The sequence below is a fragment of the Streptomyces monticola genome, assembly GCF_042665355.1.
Taxonomy (GTDB): domain Bacteria; phylum Actinomycetota; class Actinomycetes; order Streptomycetales; family Streptomycetaceae; genus Streptomyces; species Streptomyces monticola.
This window is the reverse complement of sequence record NZ_JBHTCF010000011.1, coordinates 262,726-283,737: the sequence shown is the minus strand read 5'-3', so window position 1 is coordinate 283,737 and position 21,012 is coordinate 262,726. Positions and strand designations below refer to the sequence as shown.

23 protein-coding genes and 4 tRNA genes are annotated in these 21,012 nt (G+C 69.5%); 19 read left to right on the top strand and 8 right to left on the bottom strand.

Annotated features, from left to right (window positions below; all coding sequences use genetic code 11):
* Positions 1 to 3: 3 nt before the first annotated feature.
* From ACFQVC_RS25395 to ACFQVC_RS25380, 4 genes are all read left to right on the top strand, one after another.
* Positions 4 to 1,581, top strand: coding sequence for an NADH-quinone oxidoreductase subunit M (locus tag ACFQVC_RS25395; protein WP_381834637.1), 1,578 nt, complete (start codon positions 4 to 6; stop codon positions 1,579 to 1,581).
* Positions 1,578 to 3,107 carry an NADH-quinone oxidoreductase subunit N gene (locus tag ACFQVC_RS25390; RefSeq protein ID WP_381834634.1) on the top strand — a complete coding sequence of 510 codons (1,530 nt, stop codon included), beginning with the start codon at positions 1,578 to 1,580 and terminating at the stop codon, positions 3,105 to 3,107. The genes ACFQVC_RS25395 and ACFQVC_RS25390 overlap by 4 nt, the downstream gene beginning before the upstream one ends.
* A gap of 210 nt (positions 3,108 to 3,317) precedes the next feature.
* Complete coding sequence (gene htpX / locus ACFQVC_RS25385) at positions 3,318 to 4,178, top strand: zinc metalloprotease HtpX (protein ID WP_381834632.1); 861 nt, start codon at positions 3,318 to 3,320, stop codon at positions 4,176 to 4,178.
* Entirely contained in the window at positions 4,175 to 4,567 is a 393-nt protein-coding gene (locus ACFQVC_RS25380) for a YccF domain-containing protein (protein WP_381834630.1), read from the top strand. The genes htpX and ACFQVC_RS25380 overlap by 4 nt, the downstream gene beginning before the upstream one ends.
* A gap of 77 nt (positions 4,568 to 4,644) precedes the next feature.
* Here ACFQVC_RS25380 and ACFQVC_RS25375 read toward each other — a convergent pair whose 3' ends face one another.
* On the bottom strand, positions 4,645 to 5,892 hold the full coding sequence (locus ACFQVC_RS25375) for an APC family permease (protein ID WP_381834628.1): 1,248 nt from the start codon (positions 5,890 to 5,892) through the stop codon (positions 4,645 to 4,647).
* A gap of 127 nt (positions 5,893 to 6,019) precedes the next feature.
* Between ACFQVC_RS25375 and ACFQVC_RS25370 the strand changes: the two genes are divergently transcribed.
* Positions 6,020 to 6,289 carry a GlsB/YeaQ/YmgE family stress response membrane protein gene (locus ACFQVC_RS25370; RefSeq protein WP_381834625.1) on the top strand — a complete coding sequence of 90 codons (270 nt, stop codon included), beginning with the start codon at positions 6,020 to 6,022 and terminating at the stop codon, positions 6,287 to 6,289.
* A gap of 124 nt (positions 6,290 to 6,413) precedes the next feature.
* On the opposite strand, the gene ACFQVC_RS25365 is transcribed toward ACFQVC_RS25370, so the two are convergent.
* Positions 6,414 to 6,902, bottom strand: a complete 489-nt coding sequence (locus ACFQVC_RS25365) for a YajQ family cyclic di-GMP-binding protein (RefSeq protein WP_381834622.1) — start codon at positions 6,900 to 6,902, stop codon at positions 6,414 to 6,416.
* Between the two features lie 189 nt (positions 6,903 to 7,091).
* Between ACFQVC_RS25365 and ACFQVC_RS25360 the strand changes: the two genes are divergently transcribed.
* Positions 7,092 to 7,173: transfer RNA gene (locus ACFQVC_RS25360), tRNA-Tyr, on the top strand.
* Between the two features lie 176 nt (positions 7,174 to 7,349).
* Here the strand turns inward: ACFQVC_RS25360 and ACFQVC_RS25355 are convergent.
* Positions 7,350 to 8,006, bottom strand: coding sequence for an SDR family oxidoreductase (locus ACFQVC_RS25355; protein ID WP_381834619.1), 657 nt, complete (start codon positions 8,004 to 8,006; stop codon positions 7,350 to 7,352).
* Positions 8,007 to 8,185: 179 nt separating this feature from the next.
* Positions 8,186 to 9,436, bottom strand: a complete 1,251-nt coding sequence (locus tag ACFQVC_RS25350; protein ID WP_381834616.1) for an amidohydrolase family protein — start codon at positions 9,434 to 9,436, stop codon at positions 8,186 to 8,188.
* 237 nt (positions 9,437 to 9,673) lie between these two features.
* On the opposite strand from ACFQVC_RS25350, the gene ACFQVC_RS25345 reads away from it, so the two are divergent.
* The 6 genes from ACFQVC_RS25345 to ACFQVC_RS25320 all read left to right on the top strand — a co-directional run bounded on the left by ACFQVC_RS25345 (position 9,674) and on the right by ACFQVC_RS25320 (position 12,270).
* Positions 9,674 to 9,746: transfer RNA gene (locus tag ACFQVC_RS25345), tRNA-Thr, on the top strand.
* Between the two features lie 45 nt (positions 9,747 to 9,791).
* A tRNA-Met gene (locus ACFQVC_RS25340) sits at positions 9,792 to 9,864 on the top strand.
* Positions 9,865 to 9,961: 97 nt separating this feature from the next.
* Entirely contained in the window at positions 9,962 to 10,126 is a 165-nt protein-coding gene (rpmG, locus tag ACFQVC_RS25335) for a 50S ribosomal protein L33 (protein WP_003948671.1), read from the top strand.
* Positions 10,127 to 10,257: 131 nt separating this feature from the next.
* Positions 10,258 to 10,710 carry an FAS1-like dehydratase domain-containing protein gene (locus ACFQVC_RS25330; RefSeq protein ID WP_381834614.1) on the top strand — a complete coding sequence of 151 codons (453 nt, stop codon included), beginning with the start codon at positions 10,258 to 10,260 and terminating at the stop codon, positions 10,708 to 10,710.
* A 2-nt stretch (positions 10,711 to 10,712) separates the two neighbouring features.
* Positions 10,713 to 11,147, top strand: coding sequence for a MaoC family dehydratase (locus ACFQVC_RS25325; RefSeq protein ID WP_381834611.1), 435 nt, complete (start codon positions 10,713 to 10,715; stop codon positions 11,145 to 11,147).
* A gap of 67 nt (positions 11,148 to 11,214) precedes the next feature.
* Positions 11,215 to 12,270, top strand: coding sequence for a UDP-N-acetylmuramate dehydrogenase (locus tag ACFQVC_RS25320; protein ID WP_381834609.1), 1,056 nt, complete (start codon positions 11,215 to 11,217; stop codon positions 12,268 to 12,270).
* A gap of 61 nt (positions 12,271 to 12,331) precedes the next feature.
* Here the strand turns inward: ACFQVC_RS25320 and ACFQVC_RS25315 are convergent, their stop codons facing one another.
* On the bottom strand, positions 12,332 to 12,973 hold the full coding sequence (locus ACFQVC_RS25315) for an NAD(P)-dependent oxidoreductase (protein WP_381834606.1): 642 nt from the start codon (positions 12,971 to 12,973) through the stop codon (positions 12,332 to 12,334).
* 86 nt (positions 12,974 to 13,059) lie between these two features.
* Here ACFQVC_RS25315 and ACFQVC_RS25310 point away from each other — a divergent pair, with 86 nt between their 5' ends.
* On the top strand, positions 13,060 to 13,650 hold the full coding sequence (locus ACFQVC_RS25310; protein WP_381834603.1) for a TetR/AcrR family transcriptional regulator: 591 nt from the start codon (positions 13,060 to 13,062) through the stop codon (positions 13,648 to 13,650).
* A gap of 55 nt (positions 13,651 to 13,705) precedes the next feature.
* Here ACFQVC_RS25310 and ACFQVC_RS25305 read toward each other — a convergent pair whose 3' ends face one another.
* Complete coding sequence (locus ACFQVC_RS25305; RefSeq protein WP_381834600.1) at positions 13,706 to 14,404, bottom strand: TetR/AcrR family transcriptional regulator; 699 nt, start codon at positions 14,402 to 14,404, stop codon at positions 13,706 to 13,708.
* A gap of 121 nt (positions 14,405 to 14,525) precedes the next feature.
* Here ACFQVC_RS25305 and ACFQVC_RS25300 point away from each other — a divergent pair, with 121 nt between their 5' ends.
* Positions 14,526 to 15,455, top strand: coding sequence for a zinc-binding dehydrogenase (locus ACFQVC_RS25300; RefSeq protein WP_381834597.1), 930 nt, complete (start codon positions 14,526 to 14,528; stop codon positions 15,453 to 15,455).
* Positions 15,456 to 15,522: 67 nt separating this feature from the next.
* On the opposite strand, the gene ACFQVC_RS25295 is transcribed toward ACFQVC_RS25300, so the two are convergent.
* Together ACFQVC_RS25295 and ACFQVC_RS25290 are read right to left on the bottom strand one after the other, a co-directional pair.
* On the bottom strand, positions 15,523 to 16,539 hold the full coding sequence (locus tag ACFQVC_RS25295; RefSeq protein WP_381834594.1) for an adenosine deaminase: 1,017 nt from the start codon (positions 16,537 to 16,539) through the stop codon (positions 15,523 to 15,525).
* A 130-nt stretch (positions 16,540 to 16,669) separates the two neighbouring features.
* Positions 16,670 to 17,893 (bottom strand): pyridoxal phosphate-dependent aminotransferase, encoded by a 1,224-nt coding sequence (locus ACFQVC_RS25290; protein WP_381834592.1) that lies wholly within the window; start codon positions 17,891 to 17,893, stop codon positions 16,670 to 16,672.
* 183 nt (positions 17,894 to 18,076) lie between these two features.
* Here ACFQVC_RS25290 and ACFQVC_RS25285 point away from each other — a divergent pair.
* From ACFQVC_RS25285 to rplA, 5 genes are all read left to right on the top strand, one after another.
* Positions 18,077 to 18,149: transfer RNA gene (locus tag ACFQVC_RS25285), tRNA-Trp, on the top strand.
* A gap of 110 nt (positions 18,150 to 18,259) precedes the next feature.
* Positions 18,260 to 18,547, top strand: a complete 288-nt coding sequence (gene secE, locus ACFQVC_RS25280; protein ID WP_381834589.1) for a preprotein translocase subunit SecE — start codon at positions 18,260 to 18,262, stop codon at positions 18,545 to 18,547.
* A 78-nt stretch (positions 18,548 to 18,625) separates the two neighbouring features.
* The gene (gene nusG / locus ACFQVC_RS25275; RefSeq protein ID WP_381834586.1) at positions 18,626 to 19,492 is read left to right on the top strand and encodes a transcription termination/antitermination protein NusG; all 867 of its coding nucleotides are present in this window, start codon (positions 18,626 to 18,628) and stop codon (positions 19,490 to 19,492) included.
* 177 nt (positions 19,493 to 19,669) lie between these two features.
* A complete protein-coding gene (rplK, locus tag ACFQVC_RS25270; protein WP_016645192.1) occupies positions 19,670 to 20,104 on the top strand; it encodes a 50S ribosomal protein L11 in 435 nt (144 codons plus the stop codon).
* An 81-nt stretch (positions 20,105 to 20,185) separates the two neighbouring features.
* On the top strand, positions 20,186 to 20,908 hold the full coding sequence (gene rplA, locus ACFQVC_RS25265) for a 50S ribosomal protein L1 (protein WP_381834583.1): 723 nt from the start codon (positions 20,186 to 20,188) through the stop codon (positions 20,906 to 20,908).
* Positions 20,909 to 21,012 lie beyond the last annotated feature (104 nt).

The following is a 21,012-nucleotide window of genomic DNA, read 5'->3' as shown; positions in this document are numbered from 1 at the left end:
GCCGTGATCGATATCAACGACACCGTCATGCAGTACCTCCTCGTCTTCGTCGTGGTGGCCCCGCTCCTCGGCGCGGCCGCGGCGCTGCTCCCGCCCCCGCCCGGCCTCAAGGGCAGGTCACCGGACCAGGCGGTGCTGCGGCACGGCGTGACCGTCACCGGTGCGGTGCTCCTGGCCGCGCTCGTGCTCGCGGCCGGGTTCGATCACGACGAGCCCGCGCGTATGCAGGCCACGACCGACATCAGCTGGATTCCGGCGCTCGACGTACGTATCCACTTCGGTGTCGACGGCATCTCGCTCCCCCTTCTCGTGCTGACCGCGCTGCTGACCTTCCTGTGCGCGCTGTACAGCTACTTCAAAATGCCGTCGGGCCCGTCTCCCAAGGCATTCGTCGCGCTGCTGCTCGTGCTCGAGTCCGGCACCCTCGCGACCTTCGCCGTCCTCGATCTGCTGCTGTTCTTCCTCGCGTTCGAGATGGTGCTCATCCCGATGTACTTCCTGATCGCCCGGTGGGGCGGCGACCAACGGCAGGCCGCCGCCTGGAAGTTCATCCTCTACACGCTGCTCGGTTCCGTCGTGATGCTGCTCGGGCTGCTGCTCATCGGCCTGAACTCCGGCACATTCGACATGGTGGCACTCGCCACTGACAACGGCCGTGGGCTGACCACATCCGTGCAGGTCACCGCCGTTCTGGCGATCGGGGTCGGGCTCGCGGTGAAGACCCCGATGTGGCCGCTGCACAGCTGGCTGCCGGACGCCCACACTGCCGCTCCCACGGTCGGCTCGGTGCTCCTCGCCGGCGTACTGCTCAAGATGGGAACGTACGGGTTCGTCCGGATCCTGCTGCCCGTTGCCCCGGACGGAATGCGGGAGTTCGCGCCCTACCTCGCCGCCTTCGCCGTGGTCGGCATCATCTACGGGTCCCTCGCCTGTCTGGCCCTGGCCAAGCGCGGAGCGAAGGGCGACCTCAAGCGCCTCATCGCGTACTCGTCCGTCGGCCACATGGGCTTCGTCCTGCTCGGCATCGCCACGATGACCCCGACCGGAGTGAACGGCGCACTGTTCGCCAACATCGCCCACGGCCTCATCACCGGCCTGCTGTTCTTCCTGGTCGGCGCCCTCAAGGACCGCACCGGCAGCACGGACCTCGACACCCTCGCCGAGCAGACCGGCGCCGCCCTCTACGGCCGGGCCCCGCGCTTCGGCGCACTGCTCGCCTTCGGTGCCGTCGCCTCCCTCGGACTGCCCGGCCTCGCCGGATTCTGGGGGGAGATGCTCGCCCTGTTCGGCGCCTTCGACCCGGCCGAGGGCCTGAGCAGGCCCGCCTTCCTGACGTTCATGGCGATCGGAGCGGTCGGCACGCTGCTGACGGCCGCCTACATGCTGATCGTCGTACGCCGTGTCTGCATGGGCGCCACCCCTGAGCCGGACGCCCCGAAGTTCACCGACGTCCAGAGCTACGAGTTCGCCGCCTGGACCCCGCTCGTCGCCCTCACCGTCCTCGCCGGACTCTGGCCCGCGCTGCTGCTCGGCCTCACCGACCCGGCCGTGCAGCAGCTCCTCGCAGGAGGCAAGGCATGACCGCAGCCGCCGCAAGCCTCGTCCAGTCCGTCGACTGGGTCGCGGTCGCGCCGCCCACCATCGCGGCGGCCGTCGGCCTGATCGTTCTCGTCGCCGACCTGTTCGTGCGCGAGAGCAACAAGACACTCCTGGCGTGGATTTCCGTAGCCGGCCTGGCCGCGGCCACCCTCGCGTTGCTGCCTCTCCTGGACGGCGACCGCTCCACGTTCTGCCTCACCGGCGACGAGGGCGTCTGCAGCTATACCGCCGACCACTTCACCGTGGCCATCCAATTCCTGGTACTCGCCGGTGCGTTGCTGACCGCGCTCCTCTCGGTCAGCCCGCTGAAGGAGAAAAAGGCACTCCCCGAAGGGGAGTTCTGGTTCCTGCTGCTGTCCTCCGCGGCCGGCGCCGCCCTGCTGCCCGCCTCCCGCGACCTCGCCACCCTCATCGTGGCTCTGGAAGTCGCCTCCCTGCCCGCCTTCGCGCTGGTCGGCCTCAAGCGCGGCGACCGGCGCTCCTCCGAGGCGGCGCTCAAGTTCTTCCTGTCCTCCGTCACCGCCACCGCGGTGAGCCTTCTGGGCGTGAGCTTCGTCTACGCCGCCACAGGCACCCTGCATCTCACCGAGATCGCCGCCACCCTGGGCGACGTCGACGGACAGCTGAAGACACTCGTGCAGACCGGAGTAGCGCTCACCCTCGTCGGCTTCGCCTTCAAAACGGCCGCTGTGCCGTTCCACTTCTGGGTGCCCGACACCTATGTGGGCGCCCCGCTGCCGGTCGCCGCGTATCTGTCCGTGGTGGGCAAGGCCGTCGGCTTCTCCGGCCTCATCCTGGTCACCGTCGTGGCCTTCCCCGCGTACGCGGACGTATGGGGCCCGGTGCTCGCCGTCCTGGCCGCCCTCACCATGACGGCCGGCAATGTGGCCGCCCTGCGGCAGGTCGCCACGCGCGCGTACAGCGCGGTACGACTCCTTGCGTGGTCCTCGGTCGGACAGGCCGGCTACCTCTTGGTGCCGATCGCCGCGGCCGCGTACGCCGACAGCGCGCAGGAGGCGAAGAAGGCGATCGGCGCCACCGTCGCGTACGCCCTGATGTACGCCGCCGTGAACCTCGGCGCCTTCGCCGTCGCGGCGCTGGTCGCCCGTACCCGGCCCCTGAACCGCGTCAGCGATTACCGGGGTCTCTACGCGCAACGGCCCCTGACCGCCCTTGTCCTCGGTTTCTTCCTGCTCTGCCTGGCAGGTCTGCCACCGGGCATCATCGGCCTGTTCGCCAAGGTCACGGTGTTCTCCGCGGCCGTCGACGCGGGCCTCGGCTGGCTCGCCGTCGTCATGGCGCTGAACGTGGTGATCGCGCTCTTCTACTACCTGCAGTGGACCGCGGTCCTGTTCCGCGCGCCCGAGGGCGACGAGCAGCCCGCACGGCAGAAGCACGCGGTGCCGCTCCCGCTGGCCACCGCCATCGCGCTGACGGCCGTCGCCGGCATCGTGCTGTCCGGGGCCCCGCAGCTCATCCTGCGTTTCTCGGCGACCGTCCTGTTCTGAGCCGCCCGGGGCTCGAGCAGCCCGCCACACGCCGCCGAGCGGCGCCCCGGCCACGCCTCACCCGTACGGCCGAGCACGGCCGGGGACGCCCCCTGTGCGCACAAGGGAACTAGCACCCTTCGCCTGGCGTTGACCAGGTAGGGAGGGTCCACTGGAGAGTGGAAACCAGCAAGTAAGGGTTCCCCCGACGCACCACCAGGAGGGCGCACCGTGCACCGCCGCAACAACGGTCTGAAGACCGCAGTACTCCTCGGGGGACTGTCCGCGCTCATCCTCGTCATCGGCAGTTTCTTCGGACGTACGGGCCTGATCGTCGCCCTGTTCGTGGCGCTCGGCACCAATGCGTACGCGTACTGGAACAGCGACAAGCTCGCTCTGAAGGCGATGCGCGCCCGCCCGGTGAGCGAATTCGAGGCCCCCGAGCTCTACCGAATGGTCCGCGAACTCTCCACGCAGGCCCGCCAGCCCATGCCCCGGCTCTACATCTCACCCACCGAAGCGCCCAACGCCTTCGCCACGGGCCGCAATCCCCGTAACGCCGCCGTGTGCTGCACCGAGGGAATCCTGCGCATCCTGGACGAGCGCGAACTGCGCGGAGTCATCGGCCACGAGCTGAGCCATGTCTACAACCGCGACATCCTGATCTCGTCCGTGGCCGGAGCACTCGCCTCGGTGATCATGTTCCTGGTCAACTTCGCCTGGCTGATCCCGAGCGGCAACAACAACCGCGAGGGCCCGGGCATCTTCGGCATGCTGCTCATCATGCTCCTGGGCCCGATCGCGGCCTCCGTCATCCGGCTCGCCATCAGCCGCTCCAGGGAGTACGAGGCCGACGCCTCCGGAGCACAGCTCACCGGCGACCCGCTCGCTCTGGCCAGCGCCTTGCGCAAGCTGGAGCGAGGCGCGCAGCAGTTGCCGCTGCCCCCGGAGCCCAAGATCGAAGCGGCCAGCCACATGATGATCGCGAACCCCTTCCGTCCGGGCCAGGGCATGTCGAAACTGTTCTCCACGCACCCGCCGATGGCGGAGCGCATCGCCCGGCTCGAGCAGATGGCAGGTCGCCAACAGTGAAGACAATCCTCAACGTCATATGGCTCGTCCTGAGCGGCTTCTGGCTGTTCCTGGGCTACATGCTGGCGGGAGTGATCCTCTGCATCACCATCATCGGGATCCCTTTCGGCCTCGCGGCCTTCCGCATCGGCGTCTACGCCCTGTGGCCCTTCGGCTATACGACAGTTGAGCGCCATGACGCGGGAGCGCCGTCCTGCGTCGGCAATGTGCTGTGGCTGGTCCTCGCGGGATGGTGGCTCGCCCTGGCGCACATCCTCACGGGCCTCGCCCAGTTCGTCACGATCATCGGCATCCCTCTGGGGATCGCCAACTTCAAGCTGATTCCGGTCTCCTTGATGCCCCTCGGCCGCGAAATCGTCCGCACGGACCAGCCGTTCGCCGCTCGCTGACCCCGGCGCCCGGCGCTCCGCACCCCGAACACCTCCTGCGAACACCGGCGCCCCGGCCTCCCACCAGCTCCTAGTTCCTACCAGCCCGCCACGCCCCGCCGCACGCCGTACACCGCCATGCCCAGGGCCAGCACTGCGGCGCCCGCGGCGACCGACCCGAAGGGCAGCGAGCAGGCAAGCACCAGGCACCCGGCGAGGCCCACCGCGGGAACCACACGGCGTGCCCCCGAACCCAGCGTCCAGGCCGAGGCGTTGGCGATCGCGTAGTACACGAGCACGCCGAAGGAGGAGAACCCGATGGCCGCGCGCACATCCACCAGCGCGGCCAGCACGGCCACCACGATCCCCACGACGAGTTCGGCCCTGTGCGGCACCTGGAACCGCGGATGCACCGCCGCGAGCCCCACCGGAAGGTGCCGGTCCCGAGCCATCGCGAGAGTCGTCCTGGACACCCCGAGGATCAGCGCGAGGAGCGAGCCGAGCGCGGCCACCGCCGCACCCACGCGCACCACGGGTGCGAGCCATGAAGCCCCTGAGGCGCGCACGGCGTCGGCCAGCGGAGCCGCGGCCCCCGCGAGGTCCTCGGCCCCGAACACGGAAAGAACGGCCACGGCGACCACCGCGTAGACCGCGAGAGCGATGCCGAGCGCCAGGGGGATGGCCCGCGGAATCGCGTTCGCCGGGTCCCGTACCTCTTCCCCCAGAGTCGCGATGCGCGCGTACCCGGCGAACGCGAAGAACAACAGTCCGGCCGCCTGCAGCACTCCGCCGGCGCTGACGGCCGTCGTCTCCGGCCCGCCGTCGAGCCCGAGCCGCCCGAGATCCGCCGCCCCGGAGCCCAGACACGCCACGACCACCGCGGCCAGCACGGCAAGCACCACCGACACGATCGCCCGGGTCAGCCACGCCGACTTCTGAACTCCCCGGTAATTCACGGCAGTCAGGGCCACCACCGCCGCGACCGCCACGGCATGAGCCTGTTCCGGCCACACATAAGTGCCCACAGTCAGCGCCATCGCCGCACAGGAGGCGGCTTTGCCGACGACGAAGCCCCAGCCCGCCAGATAGCCCCAGAAGTCCCCGAGCCGTTCCCGTCCGTACACGTAAGTGCCGCCGGATTTCGGGTACATCGCGGCGAGGCGGGCAGACGACATGGCGTTGCAGTACGCCACAACAGCGGCGATCCCGAGTCCCACGAGCAGCCACGCCCCGGCCGCATCCGCGGCAGGGGCCAGTGCCACGAAGATCCCGGCACCGATCATCGCCCCGAGTCCGATGACGACGGCGTCGAAAGTACCGAGAGTGCGTCGGAGCTCCTGTGTCATGCGCCGCACCCTACTGATCTCCGCAACCGCCCAAGTGCCGGAGGGCGTCCTCCTCCACAAGACCGCAAGACCGGCGTCTACGTTTGCACGAACGCGCCGACAGCAAAGAAAGGCAGGTCGCAGCCGTATGGGCATCCTCAGCTGGATCGTTCTGGGACTCATCGCCGGAGCCATCGCCAAGATCCTGCTGCCCGGCCGTGACCCGGGCGGCCTGATCGGCACCACCCTCATCGGCGTCGCGGGAGCCTTCATCGGAGGCTGGGGCTCGGCCGAGTTCCTCGACCGCCCCATAGCCAAGGACTTCTACGACGGCGCCACCTGGGTCGCCGCCATCGGCGGCTCCCTGGTGCTCCTGATCGCCTACCGCCTCCTCTTCGGCCACTCCCGCTCCCGCTGACCGGCGGCGCGCAGGGACCGCGACACAGGAGAAGGGCGGGTGCCTCCAAGGCACCCGCCCTTCTCGCATCACATAGGGCCGCGAGGAAGACCCGCGGGCAAAACACGCACCAACGCGCGCGTGCCTACCGGTAGTTCACAAACTGCAGCGCGAAGTCGAAGTCCTGCCCCTTCAGCAGCGCCTGTACGGCCTGCAGGTCGTCCCGGCTCTTGGAGGTGACCCGCAGCTCCTCGCCCTGCACCTGGGCCTTCACGCCCTTGGGGCCCTCATCACGGATGATCTTCGCAACCTTCTTCGCGTTGTCCTGGGAGATGCCCTCCTGGATCGACGCGAAGATCTTGTACTCCTTGCCGGAGATCTGCGGCTCGCCCGCGTCCAGCGCCTTCAGCGAGATGCCCCGCTTGACCAGCTTGGACTGGAAGACGTCGAGGATCGCCTTGACCCGCTCCTCCGAGTTCGCCTCCATCAGGATCTTCTCGCCGGACCAGGAGATCGAAGCTCCGACGTTCTTGAAGTCGTAGCGCTGCGAGATCTCCTTGGCGGCCTGGTTGAGGGCGTTGTCGACCTCCTGCCGCTCGACCTTCGAGACGATGTCGAAACTGGAGTCGGCCATGTCCTGTGGCTCCTTGTATCGGGGTGCGTAAGGGGTACGGCCGGTAACCCGGACCGCACCCGCAAAGCCTAGCCACCACCCGGGTGCAGAGCGCTGATCTATCGGGTGGCGAAGCACCCCCGGGCATCAGGTATCGTTTACGTCGTTGCCACGGAGCAGCCGCGAGGCGGGCTCTGAGGCGGCATCCCCGGCGGTGTGCCCGAGCGGCCAAAGGGAGCAGACTGTAAATCTGCCGGCTCAGCCTTCCCAGGTTCGAATCCTGGCGCCGCCACTTGAAGGTAAACCCCCTCTGTTCCGCGGGAACGCGGAACAGAGGGGGTTTCTTCATGTCTGGGCCCTGCACGGCAGCTCACAGCAGCTACAGCAGCTACAGCAGCTACAGCACCCTGCACAGCAGCCAATTGAGGCCAGGAAAAAGACCGGTAACCGTGCTGTCCTGAGCCGAACTCAGTTCCCGGCCACGTCCTTCACCGCGACCGTGACCGGAGTCGCACCGCTCACCAGCTCAAGGGTCAGGCCGACCGTTCCCGGTGCGTCCACCAGCTCCGCGAGGACCGCCGCGACATCGTCGCGCGGGATCGGGCCGCGCCCGGTCGACGCCTCGAGCCGGACCAGGCCCGTGCCCGCGTCGTTCGTCAGCATGCCGGGGCGCAGAATCGTCCAGTCCAGGGCCGAGCGGCCGCGTACGTACGCGTCGGCCTCACCCTTGGCCCGCAGATACGAGTCGAAGACCTCGTCGCCCTCGTGGGCCGGGTTCGCTCCCATCGAGGACACCACCACGTACCGCCGCACTCCGGCACGCTCCGCGGCGTCCGCGAAGAGCACGGCCGCACCCCGGTCCACGGTGTCCTTGCGGCCCACGCCGCTGCCCGGGCCCGCCCCGGCCGCGAAGACCGCCGCCGTGGCGCCCTGCAGATGGGCCGCGACCTGCTCGACCGAGGCCGACTCGAGATCGCACAGCACTGGTTCCGCACCGGCTTTTCGCAGGTCGTCGCCCTGCTCAGGGTTGCGGATCAGGCCCGCCACCTCATGGCCGCGTGCGGCGAGCAGCCGCTCGAGCCGCAGCGCGATCTGACCGTGTCCTCCAGCGATGACAATGCGCATGTTTCCGACCGTACGCCGCGTCGGGCTCCCGCGCCCTGTAACGCCCGGTCAACCTTGCGCGTCCCCTGGGTGTCCGCCGCCGGTCGGCAGTCCCCAACTCGTCCGTCGCCCAAGGGCCTTGATTCCCGACTCCGATTCCCGGCTCCAAGAAACGCGCCACCTTAAGGCGGCGCCTCGCATTAAGAAGGCTCCCCGGCCTCGGACCGTCCCTGTCGCGGCAGGTCGAGTGCCACCGCGACCGCGGAGTCGCAGTACTCCCGCACCGCGCTCGTCCGCGCCACCACGCGCCCCCGGTGCACGACGATCCGGCTGTACGCGAGGGAGAGCGCCCCCGCGAGCCGGTCGCCGCGGACAGCGAGCAACTCGGCCGGGAATCCGGCCTCCACGCGGATCTCGGGAAGGCCCATCGCCTCCCGGGCCACGGAGCTGACCGCGTCGTAGGCGGCCTCGGCGCCGAGGCCGTGCTGGGCGGCGAGCAGATAGCCGGCCTCCAGGGGGTCCCCGCGCCCCACCTCGTTCGCCACGTCGCGCAGAGCGCCGCTGCCCGCCGCCACACGCACCCCGGCGGCCCTGAGTGTCCGTACCGGCGCCGTGCCCGTGCCGCGCCGCTCCAGGCCCCCGCAGTCGCCCTGAGGCAGGCAGACCACCGTCACCCCGGCCGCGGCGAGTCCCTCGGCGGTACGCGCGGCCACGTCGGCCGGCAGCTTCCCGAGTCCGCCGCACGGTCCGACCGTCACGCCTGGCCGCAGTCCGCCGGACATGGCGGCGAGCCGCGCGAGCCTGGCCGGATCGCTCCCGTCCGTATGCAGGTCGACTGGGCAGCCGTGCTCGGCGGCGACGTCCAGTACGGCTTCGACGTATCCGGTGGGATCCGGATCCAGGTCGGGGCAGCCGCCCACTACAGAGGCGCCCATTTTCACCGCGTCCCGCAGCATGGCGAGGCCGTCGGCCCCGGCTGCCCCCGTGAGCAGCCGCGGCACGGCGACCGCCGTGAGCTCGGCGAGACCGCGCAGCGACCTGCGGGCCTGAAGGACCGCCTCCATGGCGCCGAGCCCCTGCACGTCACCGATCCGCACATGTGAGCGCAGCGCGGTGGCGCCGTGTCCGAGCTGCAGCAGAGCCGCTTCGGTGGTACGCCGCTGGACATCCTGGACGTCGTTGGCGACCGGGCCGTCGGCGTCCGCAGTGAGCGCCGTGTCGCTGTGGGCGTGCGGCTCCGCGGGCGCGGGGAGCAGCAGGTAGCCGCTGAGGTCCACGCGCGCGGCGTGCGCCGTCAGGCTGCCTGCTGTACCGACTGCCTCGATACGCCCCTGGCCGAGCCGTACGTCCACGGTCCTGCCGTCCGTGAGTACGGCACCGCAGAGCAGGAGCGAGGAGGCGTCCTCGGCGGCGCCGTCTCGGTGCGGGGGCTGCGGCTGGCTGTCGGGCATCGCGCTCCTGGGCGTGGCTCGAGCGAACTGGACCACGCGGCGTTCGATCAAGATCACGCAGCGTTCTCCGAGCCTAGGACGCCGCTCACCCCGCTTCGCGGAGGAGCGCAATAGTCGTACCGGTGTGGTGCGGTGTGCCGGAAGGGAGCCGCGGGACATGCGCGGTGATCGTCGGAGCCTGTGCCCCGAAACGGATTTGGGCGATCGGCGGCCGACCGTGTAATGTCTTCATCGCTCGCCCCAATAGCTCAGTCGGTAGAGCGTCTCCATGGTAAGGAGAAGGTCTACGGTTCGATTCCGTATTGGGGCTCTGATGTGCGGCACCCTCGCCTTCGGGGGAGGGGGCTCGCATCAAAGCGGTGTAGCTCAGTCGGTAGAGCAAGCGGCTCATAATCGCTGTGTCACCGGTTCAAGTCCGGTCACCGCTACTGACAGTAGCCGATTGTGGGGTCGGTCCTCCGATCGGCTACTCTTTTCTGCGTTCATCTGGTTCATCCGTCCATCCGTCCGTCAAGGAGCACTCACGTGGCTGCCACAGACGTCCGCCCGAAGATCACGCTGGCCTGCGTGGAGTGCAAGGAGCGGAACTACATCACCAAGAAGAACCGGCGTAACAACCCGGACCGCCTTGAGATGAAGAAGCACTGCCCGCGTTGCAACGCGCACACCGCGCACCGCGAGACGCGCTGAAACAGGCTCGTATGCGAGGCCGTCCCCTTTTCAGGGGGCGGCCTCGCGTCGTTACTGCCCGTAGTCGCCGCTGCGGGTCATGAGGCAGAACACTGCGGAATACCGCGGAAAGCACAGGAGGTGCCGAGTCCATGGCGCTCGACCAGTCCTTCGTGGGGCGGTCCTACCCGCCCACCGAGCCCTATGAGGTCGGCCGGGAGAAGATCCGGGAATTCGCGGAGGCGGTGGGTGACGCCAATCCCGCGTACACGGACCCGGAGGCCGCCAAGTCGCTCGGGCACTCCGATGTGATCGCGCCGCCGACTTTTGTCTTCGCGATCACTTTCAAGGCCGCGGGACAGGTAATCGAGGACCCCCAGCTCGGCCTTGACTACAGCCGTGTCGTGCACGGCGACCAGAAGTTCGCCTATACCCGCCCGGTGCGCTCGGGCGACCGCCTCCAGGTGACCTCGACCATCGAGGCGATCAAGTCCATGGCGGGCAACGACATCCTGGACATCCGTGGCGAGGTGCACGACGCCGCCGGCGAGCACGTCGTGACGGCCTGGACCAAGCTGGTGGCCCGCGCGGCCGAGGAGGCGTGACGATGACTGCGAAGATCCAGTACGCGGACGTCGAGGTCGGCACCGAACTGCCCGCCCAGAGCTTCCCCGTGACCCGCGCGACGCTGGTGCGGTACGCGGGTGCCTCCGGCGACTTCAACCCGATCCACTGGAACGAGAAGTTCGCCAAGGAGGTCGGTCTGCCGGACGTCATCGCGCACGGCATGTTCACCATGGCCGAGGCGATCCGCGTCGTCACCGACTGGACCGGAGACCCGGGCGCGGTGGCCGAGTACGGCGTCCGCTTCACGAAGCCGGTCGTCGTCCCCAACGACGACGAGGGCGCGCTCATCGAGGTCAGTGGCAAGGTCGCGGCCAAGCTCGACGACGACGCCCGCACCGTCCGAGTCGACCTCACCGCGATGAGCGCGGGCCAGAAGGTCCTCGGCATGTCCCGGGCCGTCGTACGCCTGGCCTGAGGCGCCGCACATGCACTCCCACGGTCCGGGCCCGGCGTTGTCGGTCCCGGACCGTACCCTTGAGCGCGTGCAGCAACTCCACGACGCCCCGCTCGCCCCGCTGACCACCTTCCGGCTCGGCGGGTCCGCGACCCGGCTGATCACCGCGACGACCGACGCCGAGGTGATCGCCGCCGTGCGCGAGGCGGACGCCTCGGGCACCCCCCTGCTCGTCATCGGCGGCGGCAGCAATCTGGTGATCAGTGACAAGGGCTTCTCCGGCACGGCCCTGCGCATCGCCACCAAGGGCTTCGAACTCGACGGCGGAAAGCTGGAGTTGGCCGCCGGCGAGGTCTGGACCGATGCCGTCGCCCGCACAGTGGAGGCCGGTCTCGCCGGTATCGAGTGCCTCGCCGGAATCCCCGGCTCCGCGGGCGCGACACCGATTCAGAACGTGGGGGCGTACGGCCAGGAGGTCTCCTCGACCATCACCGAGGTGGTGGCGTACGACCGCGAGACCCACGAGACGGTCACCCTGCCGAACGCGCAGTGCGCGTTCTCGTACCGCCACAGCCGTTTCAAGGCCGACCCCGAGCGCTATGTGGTGCTGCGCGTCCGCTTCGCGCTGGAGGACGCGGGCGGCCTGAGCGCCCCGCTGAAGTACCCGGAGACGGCGCGTGCGCTCGGCGTGGAGGCGGGCGACCGAGTCCCGCTCACGACGGCGCGGGAGACGGTTCTGAAGCTGCGCTCCGGCAAGGGCATGGTGCTCGACCCCGAGGACCACGACACCTGGTCCGCCGGCTCCTTCTTCACGAACCCGATCCTCACCGAGGAGGAGTTCGCCGCCTTCCGCGCGCGCGTGGCGGAGCGCCTCGGCCCGGACGTCCCCCCGCCCGCCTTCCCGGCGGGGGAGGGGCACCTGAAGACGTCGGCGGCCTGGCTGATCGACAAAGCGGGCTTCACGAAGGGCTACGGCACGGGACCGGCCCGTATCTCCACCAAGCACACCCTGGCGCTCACCAATCGCGGCGAGGCCACCACGGAGGACCTCCTCGCGCTCGCCCGCGAGGTCGTCGCCGGAGTCAGGGACGCCTTCGGCATCACGCTGGTGAACGAGCCGGTGACGGTGGGCGTCAGCCTCTGAGGGGCGCCACCAGTAGATCTGAGGGGCGCCACTAGGAGAGGCGCCACTAGCGGTGGCGTCACTAGTAGGCGACGGAAACCGCCTGCTTCACAGTCGCCCGGTCGTCGATCATCCTGAGCATCGCGTGGGCCACATCCGCCCGCCCGATGGTGCTGCCGTTGCGCAGATTCACATCCAGGGCGGTGCGGTAGGTGCCCGTGGCCGGCTGGTCGAGCAGCCTCGGCGGGCGTACGAGCGTCCAGTCCGTGGCGCTGTTCCGGATCTCTGCCTCCATCACGCGAAGGTCGGCGTAGACGTCCTTCAGGATCGCCTTGACCAGCGGCAGCATGACCCTGCGGTGCAGGAACTGCTGGTCGGCCGGCTCAGGGGCGAGCGGTCCCGCGCTGACCGCGAGGAAGCGCCGCGTACCGGCCGCGTCGAGCGCCTGGAGGACCGGCCGGGTCAGCCGTGCGGCGATGCCCGAGCGTGCGTCCTCGCGGCCTCGCGCGCCGAGCCCCGAGAGCACGGCGTCGCGCCCCGCCACCGCGTCCTTCAGTGCTTCGGGGTCCTTCAAATCGGCCTGGAAGACCCGTAGTCGCTCGCCGGTCACCGGCAGCCTGGCCGGTTCGCGGACCACGGCCGTGACCCGGTGCCCCGCGTCCAGTGCCTGCCGTACGACCTCCTGGCCGATGCCTCCGGTCGCGCCGAAAACAGTGAGATCCATGTCACCCTCCCCGGGTGGGTAAGCGTTCACTCACCTCTAGAGTGGGTAAGTACTCACTCACCCGTCAAGTTCGGCTGGAGCAGGGAATGCAGAAACCGGCGAGGGGGCGCATCCTCGAGGCAGCCCACGAGCTGATGCTCACCATCGGGCTCGCCCGTGCGACGACCAAGGAGATCGCCAAAGCGGCCGGCTGCTCGGAAGCGGCGCTGTACAAGCACTTCGCCAGCAAGGAGGAGCTGTTCGTCAGCGTCCTCAAGGAGCGTCTGCCGCAACTCAATCCGCTGCTTGAAGAGCTGGTCGCGCGGCCGGGCAGCCGGAGCGTCGAGGAGAACCTCGTCGAGATCGCGCGCGGCGCCGCGCGCTTTTACGAGCAGAGCTTCCCGATCGCCGCGTCGCTCTACGCGGAGACCCAGCTCAGAAACCGCCACGAGGCGGCGATGCGGGAGATGGGCACCGGACCGCACATGCCGATCCTCGGCCTGGAACGCTACTTGCACGCGGAGCAGAAGGCGGGCCGTATCGCCGCCGACGCGGACACCTTCGCCGCCGCGTCCCTGCTGCTCGGCGCCTGTGCGCAGCGCTCCTTCGCGTACGACGCCGACGGCTCCCATCCGCCGCCGCCCGTCGACGAGTTCGCCACCGCCCTGGTTCGTACGCTCCTCAAGGGCATCTCCTGACGCACGGGCCGTAGCCCGAGGTGAAGCCGTCCCCTCTCGACGGGCGTGCGCCCGGCTACCGCAGCTCGGCCCGCAACGTCAGGCTGCCGGGCACGGCCGCGAAGGCCTCCCGCAGGTCGGACACCAACTGCGCGCGCGTGGGCTCGCCGGACCGTTCCGTCCACCGCGCGAGTGCCCAGTGGAACGCGGAGATCAGCACGTCGAGCGCGAGCCGTGGCCGCAGGTCGGAGGCCTCGCCGAGGTGGAGCCTGCGCTGCAGCACCTCAAGCGCGGCGCGGCTGGTGCGGTCGCAGAAGTGCAGTCCGTGCGCCCCCATGGAGGGCGTTTTCTCGGTCAGACGCTGGCTGAGCAGTACCCGCCGGGCCCAGCCGTCGGACGGCATGCGGCGCAGGGCGCCGAACAGGGAGCTCTGCAGCAGTTCCACGAGGGTGTCGCCCTCGGCCGGCTCGCGGGTCTCCAGATCCTCGAGGAAGGCCTTCCAGAGGTCCTGGGTCGGGGCCATGGCGACGTCCTCCTTGCTGGAGAACGTGCGGAAGAACGTGCGCTTGGAGACCTCCACCGCATCACAGAGCTCGTCCAGGGTCGCCCCGTCGAAGCCCCGCTCGGTGAACAGCTCCAGCGCGGTGTCGACCAGCGCCTGCCGGGTGCGCAGCTTCTTGCGCTCCCGCAGTGAAGGCCGCGGTTCGGCGGACGCCGCCGGACTTGGCGTCGCGGATGTCGTACGTGGCGCTGAGGAGGCGGCGGCTTCGGTCATGAACTCACCGTACCCGTGAAAGCCCCACAGGCGCGAATGCCACTTGCATGCTTACGCCACTGAGTGGCATAACTGGGTCAGGCAGAGGGACACGCCCCTGCCGCAGCCGAAAGGTGCCACCATGCGCGCCCTGCTCGTCGACCGCTCCGCCCCCGCAGGCCTCCGGCTCGGAAACGCCCCCGATCCCACCCCCGAGCCTCACCAGGCCCTGGTCAGGGTGGCGGCGACTTCCTTCAACTACGGAGAGGTCGGGCATCTCCTGCAGGAGGCCGACGAGGGCACCGTCCTCGGCTGGGACGCGGCAGGCGTGGTGGAACGCGCCGCGGCGGACGGCTCGGGCCCCGCGGCGGGCACCCCCGTCGTCACCTTGGCGCCCGACGGGGCCTGGGCCGAACTCCGCGCCGTGGACACCGATCTGATCGGCACCGTCCCCGGCGGCGCGGATCTCGGCGCCATCAGCACGGTCCCGGTGGCGGGCGCCAGCGCCCTGCGCGCACTGCACCGCCTCGGCCCTCTCCTCGGCAGGCGCGTCCTGATCACCGGGGCGACGGGCGGAGTCGGCCGGTACGCGGTCCAGCTCGCCCGCCAGGGCGGGGCGTACGTCGTGGCCACCACGGGCGACCCGGGCGCCCGCGGCGACGCCCTGCGCGCCCTCGGCGCCCACGAGGTCGTGGGCACGCCGGCGGCCGTGACGGAGCCCGTGCACGGCGTCCTCGACATGGTCGGCGGCAAGCAGCTGGTGGAGGCGTACGAGATGCTGGCCGGCGGCGGCACGCTGGTGGCCGTCGGCCATGCCGCGGGGGAGCCGGAGCACTTCCCGCACGGCACCCTCTACGGCGACGACGGACGGCACGACCGCTCCATCGCCTCCTTCCACCTCCTCGGCTGCACCGCGCTGGCACCCGACCTGACCTGGCTCGCCGGCCGCATAGCCGCAGGTGAACTCGACCCCGGCATCTCCTGGCGCGGCAGCTGGCAGCAGGCCGCGGAGGCAGCCGACGCCCTGCTCGGCCGCCGCCTGCACGGCAAGGCGGTCCTGGACCTCGACTGACCTCGACTGACCGCGACCGCTCCGCCGCACAAACGCCGGCCGACCGGTCAGCAGCTGACGGGTCCGCTCAAGCCAGCCAGCCGTCGATCCCCGCCAGAAGCTTCTCCTGTACGTCGGCGGGGGCGGCCGAGCCGCGCACCGACTGCCGCGCCAGCTCCGCCAGTTCGGCGTCGCCGAACCCGTGGTGCGTCCGCGCGAGTTCGTACTGCGCCGCGAGCCGCGACCCGAAGAGGAGCGGGTCGTCGGCCCCGAGCGCCATCGGCACCCCGGCGTCGTACAGCGTCCGGAGCGGTACGTCCTCGGGCTTCTCGTACACCCCGAGGGCCACGTTGGAGGCGGGGCAGACCTCGCAGGTCACGCCCCGGTCGGCGAGTCGCTTCAGCAGCCGGGGGTCCTCGGCGGCCCGCACCCCGTGCCCGATCCGGGCGGCGTGCAGATCGTCCAGGCAGTCACGGACCGAGGACGGCCCGGTCAGCTCACCGCCGTGCGGCGCCGCGAGGAGGCCGCCGTCGCGTGCGATGGCGAAGGCACGGTCGAAGTCCCTCGCCATGCCCCGGCGTTCGTCGTTGGAGAGCCCGAAGCCGACGATGCCGCGGTCCGCGTAGCGCACCGCGAGCCGCGCCAGGGTCCGGGCGTCCAGCGGGTGCTTCATGCGGTTCGCCGCGACCAGGATCCGCATCCCGAGACCGGTCTCGCGGGAGGCGGAGTCCACCGCGTCCAGGATGACTTCGAGGGCGGGAATCAGCCCGCCGAGCCTGGGGGCGTACGACGTCGGATCGACCTGGATCTCCAGCCACCCGCAGCCGTCCGCGATGTCCTCCTGAGCGGCCTCGCGGACCAGGCGCTGGATGTCCTCCGGCTCGCGCAGACAGGACCGCGCCATGTCGTAGAGCCGCTGGAAGCGGAACCAGCCGCGCTCGTCGGTCGCGCGCAGCTTCGGCGGCTGACCCCCGGTCAGCGCGTCCGGCAGGTGCACACCGTATTTGTCGGCGAGTTCCAGCAGGGTCGTCGGCCGCATCGACCCGGTGAAGTGCAGATGCAGATGGGCCTTGGGCAACAGCCGTACGTCACGCACACGCTCCATCCCAAGATCCTGCCGTACGGACCCGCCGTCCCGGTAGCCGCTTTCTTCCAAGGAGCCACCAAGGAGTACTTCCCCGAACGAACAAACGGGCCCCCGGCAGCAGCCGGGGGCCCGTACGGAAGTGGAACCGCTAGCGCGCCTCGGCAAGCAGCTTCTGGATCCGCGAGACACCCTCGACCAGGTCCTCGTCACCCAGGGCGTAGGAGAGCCGCAGGTATCCCGGCGTGCCGAAGGCCTCGCCCGGAACCACGGCGACCTCGACCTCGTCCAGGATCAGGGCGGCGAGCTCGACGGTGGTCTCCGGGCGCTTGCCGCGGATCTCCTTGCCGAGCAGCCCCTTCACCGAGGGGTACGCGTAGAACGCGCCCTCCGGCTCGGGGCAGAGCACGCCGTCGACGTCGTTGAGCATCTTCACGATGGTCTGGCGGCGCCGGTCGAAGGCCTTGCGCATCTCGGCGACCGCAGTGAGGTCACCGGAGACGGCGGCGATGGCGGCGGCCTGCGCCACATTGCTCACGTTGGACGTGGCGTGCGACTGCAGGTTGGTCGCCGCCTTGATCACGTCCTTCGGGCCGATGACCCAGCCCACGCGCCAGCCGGTCATCGCGTACGTCTTCGCGACACCGTTGACCACGATGCACTTGTCGCGCAGCTCGGGCACGACCACCGGCAGCGAGCTGAACTCGGCGTCGCCGTACACCAGGTGCTCGTAGATCTCGTCGGTCAGGACCCACAGGCCCTTCTCCGCGGCCCAGCGGCCGATCTCCTCGACCTGCGCGCGCGTGTAGACGGCGCCGGTCGGGTTGGAGGGGGAGACGAAGAGCAGCACCTTGGTGTTCTCGGTGACGGCGGCCTCGAGCTGCTCCACCGAGACGCGGTAGCCGGTGGTCTCGTCCGCGGTCACGAACACCGGCACACCGCCCGCGAGCTGGATCGACTCGGGGTACGTCGTCCAGTACGGGGTCGGCACGATGACCTCGTCGCCCGGGTCCAGGATGGTGGCGAAGGCCTCGTAGATGGCCTGCTTGCCGCCGTTGGTGACCAGGACGTTGGCGGCCTCGACCTCGTAACCGGAGTCGCGCAGCGTCTTCGCGGCGATGGCGGCCTTCAGCTCGGGCAGCCCGCCCGCCGGCGTGTAGCGGTGGTACTTCGGGTTCTTGCAGGCCTCGACCGCGGCTTCGACGATGTAGCCCGGAGTGGGGAAGTCCGGTTCGCCCGCGCCGAACCCGATGACCGGACGCCCGGCGGCCTTCAGGGCCTTGGCCTTGGCGTCGACGGCGAGGGTGGCGGACTCGGAGATCGCGCCGATGCGGGCGGAGATGCGGCGATCGGTGGGTGGGGTTGCAGCGCTCATGCGCCCCATCGTTCCAGACCCGAAACACCCCCGGTACAGGGGTTTGCCGTACCGGTGACGCCCATTCTGTTCGACGTCGGGCTCAGGAACACGTACACTCGTCCCTCGTTGGCCTTCAGCGGCCCGCTCCTTCCACGCACAGTCCGTGCACTTGGGCGGATGCGGTACGTTGGGGGAAATCAAAGGGTCGTAGCTCAATTGGTAGAGCACTGGTCTCCAAAACCAGCGGTTGGGGGTTCAAGTCCCTCCGGCCCTGCTACACACACCTTTCGCCAGGCTGTGTGCGCATGTACGTACTGCTAAAGCACCGCCGTGCGGCTCCACCGGGCGCGGCACGGCCACGACCCGGAATCAGGTGAGCAACGAGTGACGGACGCCGTGGGCTCGATCGACACGCCTGATGCCCCGGACGAGGCGACCGAGTCGAAGAAGAAGGGCCGCAAGGGCGGCAAGCGCGGAAAGAAGGGCCCTCTGGGCCGTCTCGCGCTCTTCTACCGCCAGATTGTCGCGGAGCTCCGCAAGGTCGTCTGGCCGACTCGCAGTCAGCTCACGACATACACCTCAGTGGTGATTGTCTTCGTTGTCATCATGATTGCCTTGGTGACCGTGCTTGACTATGGCTTCTCGCAGGCCGTCAAGGCCGTCTTCGGCTAGAAGCCGAGCGGAGGGCGCCGATCCCCGGCGCCCCTTTCGCGCGTTCCACCCATATGTATCCAGGAAGAAGCAGCCACCGTGTCTGACCCGAACCTGAACGACGCCATCGAGTCGGCGGAGTCCGTGGAGGACCAGCTCGACATCGTTGAGGCGGCGGACGCCGAGGAGCCGGACCAGGCTGAGGCTGCCGACCTCGCGGCGGGCGAGCCCGCCGAAGAGGCCGCGGTGCACATCGAGGACGAGGCCGAGGCCGTCGCCGAGAGCGCCGAGGACGAGGTCGCCGCCGAGGAGGCGCAGGAGGCCGACGAGGCGGAGGACGCCGAGCCCGTCGACCCGATCGCCGCCCTGCGCGAGGAACTGCGCACCCTCCCCGGTGAGTGGTACGTCATCCACACGTACGCCGGTTACGAGAACCGCGTGAAGACCAACCTCGAGCAGCGCGCCGTCTCGCTGAACGTGGAGGACTTCATCTTCCAGGCCGAGGTGCCGCAGGAAGAGGTCGCGCAGATCAAGAACGGCGAGCGCAAGACCATCCGTCAGAACAAGCTCCCGGGCTACGTCCTGGTGCGCATGGACCTGACGAACGAGTCCTGGGGCGTCGTCCGCAACACCCCCGGCGTCACCGGCTTCGTGGGCAACGCCTACGACCCGTACCCGCTGACCCTGGACGAGATCGTCAAGATGCTCGCCCCGGAGGCCGAGGAGAAGGCCGCCCGTGAGGCCGCCGAGGCCGAGGGCAAGCCGGCTCCGGCCCGCAAGGTCGAGGTCCAGGTCCTCGACTTCGAGGTGGGCGACTCGGTCACCGTCACCGACGGCCCGTTCGCGACGCTGCAGGCGACCATCAACGAGATCAACCCCGACTCGAAGAAGGTCAAGGGCCTCGTCGAGATCTTCGGCCGCGAGACCCCGGTCGAGCTCAGCTTCGACCAGATCCAGAAGAACTAGTTCCGCACTGGTTCCTCTCGGACCGCACGCTTCCGACCAGGTCAGACGGGCTGCTAAAGCCGGTCTGACCTGCTCGGTTTTTAGCCGCGCAGCTATACCCGTTATCGTTGTGCGGTATGCCTCCATCCGGATGATCGGGTGAAGGCGGATCACTCTCACTAGGACCCGGAGAGAGCAATGCCTCCCAAGAAGAAGAAGGTCACGGGGCTTATCAAGCTCCAGATCCAGGCTGGTGCCGCCAACCCGGCCCCGCCGGTCGGCCCGGCGCTCGGCCAGCACGGCGTCAACATCATGGAGTTCTGCAAGGCCTACAACGCCGCGACCGAGTCGCAGCGCGGTTGGGTCATCCCGGTGGAGATCACGGTCTACGAAGACCGTTCCTTCACCTTCATCACCAAGACGCCGCCGGCCGCGAAGATGATTCTCAAGGCCGCGGGCGTGGAGAAGGGCTCCGGCGAGCCGCACAAGACCAAGGTCGCCAAGATCACCGAGGCGCAGGTCCGCGAGATCGCCACCACCAAGATGCCCGACCTCAACGCGAACGACCTGGACGCCGCGTCGAAGATCATCGCCGGCACCGCCCGTTCCATGGGCATCACGGTCGAGGGCTGACCTCAAACCCCGTTTGACCTCAGTGGCAGGGCCAGCGCCGGCCCGGACCACGGACTCCAAACCTGAACCTCAGGAGTAGAAGTGAAGCGCAGCAAGACTCTCCGCGCTGCGGACGCCAAGATCGACCGGGACAAGCTCTACGCCCCGCTCGAGGCCGTCCGTCTCGCCAAGGAGACCTCCTCCACCAAGTTCGACGGCACCGTCGAGGTCGCCTTCCGCCTGGGTGTTGACCCGCGCAAGGCCGACCAGATGGTCCGTGGCACCGTGAACCTTCCGCACGGCACCGGTAAGACCGCCCGGGTCCTGGTCTTCGCGACCGGCGACCGTGCCGAGGCCGCGCGTGCCGCGGGCGCCGACATCGTCGGCGCCGACGAGCTGATCGACGAGGTTTCGAAGGGCCGCCTGGACTTCGACGCCGTCGTCGCCACCCCGGACCTCATGGGCAAGGTCGGCCGCCTCGGCCGTGTGCTCGGTCCGCGTGGTCTGATGCCGAACCCGAAGACCGGCACCGTCACCCCCGATGTCACCAAGGCTGTCAACGACATCAAGGGCGGCAAGATCGAGTTCCGTGTCGACAAGCACGCGAACCTGCACTTCATCATCGGCAAGGTGTCCTTCGACGACACCAAGCTGGTGGAGAACTACGGTGCCGCCCTCGAGGAGGTGCTTCGTCTGAAGCCCTCCGCCGCCAAGGGCCGCTACATCAAGAAGGCCGCGCTCACCACCACGATGGGCCCCGGCATTCCGCTCGACGCGAACCGCACCCGCAACCTCCTCGTCGAGGAGGACCCGGCCGCCGTCTGAGTCCCCCGGACTCCCCGGTAGCCGCGTCGCGCACGCGTTCAACAGACGGGCCCCGCAACCTTTCGAGGTGCGGGGCCCGTCCGTGTTTCCGGCTGCGCTACGGT

Coding starts and splice junctions, on each gene's coding strand:
- ACFQVC_RS25375 (WP_381834628.1), bottom strand. CDS start 5,892: ATGACACAGGAGCTCCGACGCACTCTCGGTACTTTCGACGCCGTCGTC.
- ACFQVC_RS25325 (WP_381834611.1), top strand. CDS start 10,713: ATGACTGCGAAGATCCAGTACGCGGACGTCGAGGTCGGCACCGAACTG.
- ACFQVC_RS25355 (WP_381834619.1), bottom strand. CDS start 8,006: ATGCGCATTGTCATCGCTGGAGGACACGGTCAGATCGCGCTGCGGCTC.
- ACFQVC_RS25350 (WP_381834616.1), bottom strand. CDS start 9,436: ATGCCCGACAGCCAGCCGCAGCCCCCGCACCGAGACGGCGCCGCCGAG.
- ACFQVC_RS25300 (WP_381834597.1), top strand. CDS start 14,526: ATGCGCGCCCTGCTCGTCGACCGCTCCGCCCCCGCAGGCCTCCGGCTC.
- ACFQVC_RS25290 (WP_381834592.1), bottom strand. CDS start 17,893: ATGAGCGCTGCAACCCCACCCACCGATCGCCGCATCTCCGCCCGCATC.
- ACFQVC_RS25370 (WP_381834625.1), top strand. CDS start 6,020: ATGGGCATCCTCAGCTGGATCGTTCTGGGACTCATCGCCGGAGCCATC.
- ACFQVC_RS25310 (WP_381834603.1), top strand. CDS start 13,060: ATGCAGAAACCGGCGAGGGGGCGCATCCTCGAGGCAGCCCACGAGCTG.
- ACFQVC_RS25295 (WP_381834594.1), bottom strand. CDS start 16,539: ATGGAGCGTGTGCGTGACGTACGGCTGTTGCCCAAGGCCCATCTGCAT.
- ACFQVC_RS25315 (WP_381834606.1), bottom strand. CDS start 12,973: ATGGATCTCACTGTTTTCGGCGCGACCGGAGGCATCGGCCAGGAGGTC.
- ACFQVC_RS25305 (WP_381834600.1), bottom strand. CDS start 14,404: ATGACCGAAGCCGCCGCCTCCTCAGCGCCACGTACGACATCCGCGACG.
- ACFQVC_RS25365 (WP_381834622.1), bottom strand. CDS start 6,902: ATGGCCGACTCCAGTTTCGACATCGTCTCGAAGGTCGAGCGGCAGGAG.
- ACFQVC_RS25330 (WP_381834614.1), top strand. CDS start 10,258: ATGGCGCTCGACCAGTCCTTCGTGGGGCGGTCCTACCCGCCCACCGAG.
- ACFQVC_RS25390 (WP_381834634.1), top strand. CDS start 1,578: ATGACCGCAGCCGCCGCAAGCCTCGTCCAGTCCGTCGACTGGGTCGCG.
- rplK (WP_016645192.1), top strand. CDS start 19,670: ATGCCTCCCAAGAAGAAGAAGGTCACGGGGCTTATCAAGCTCCAGATC.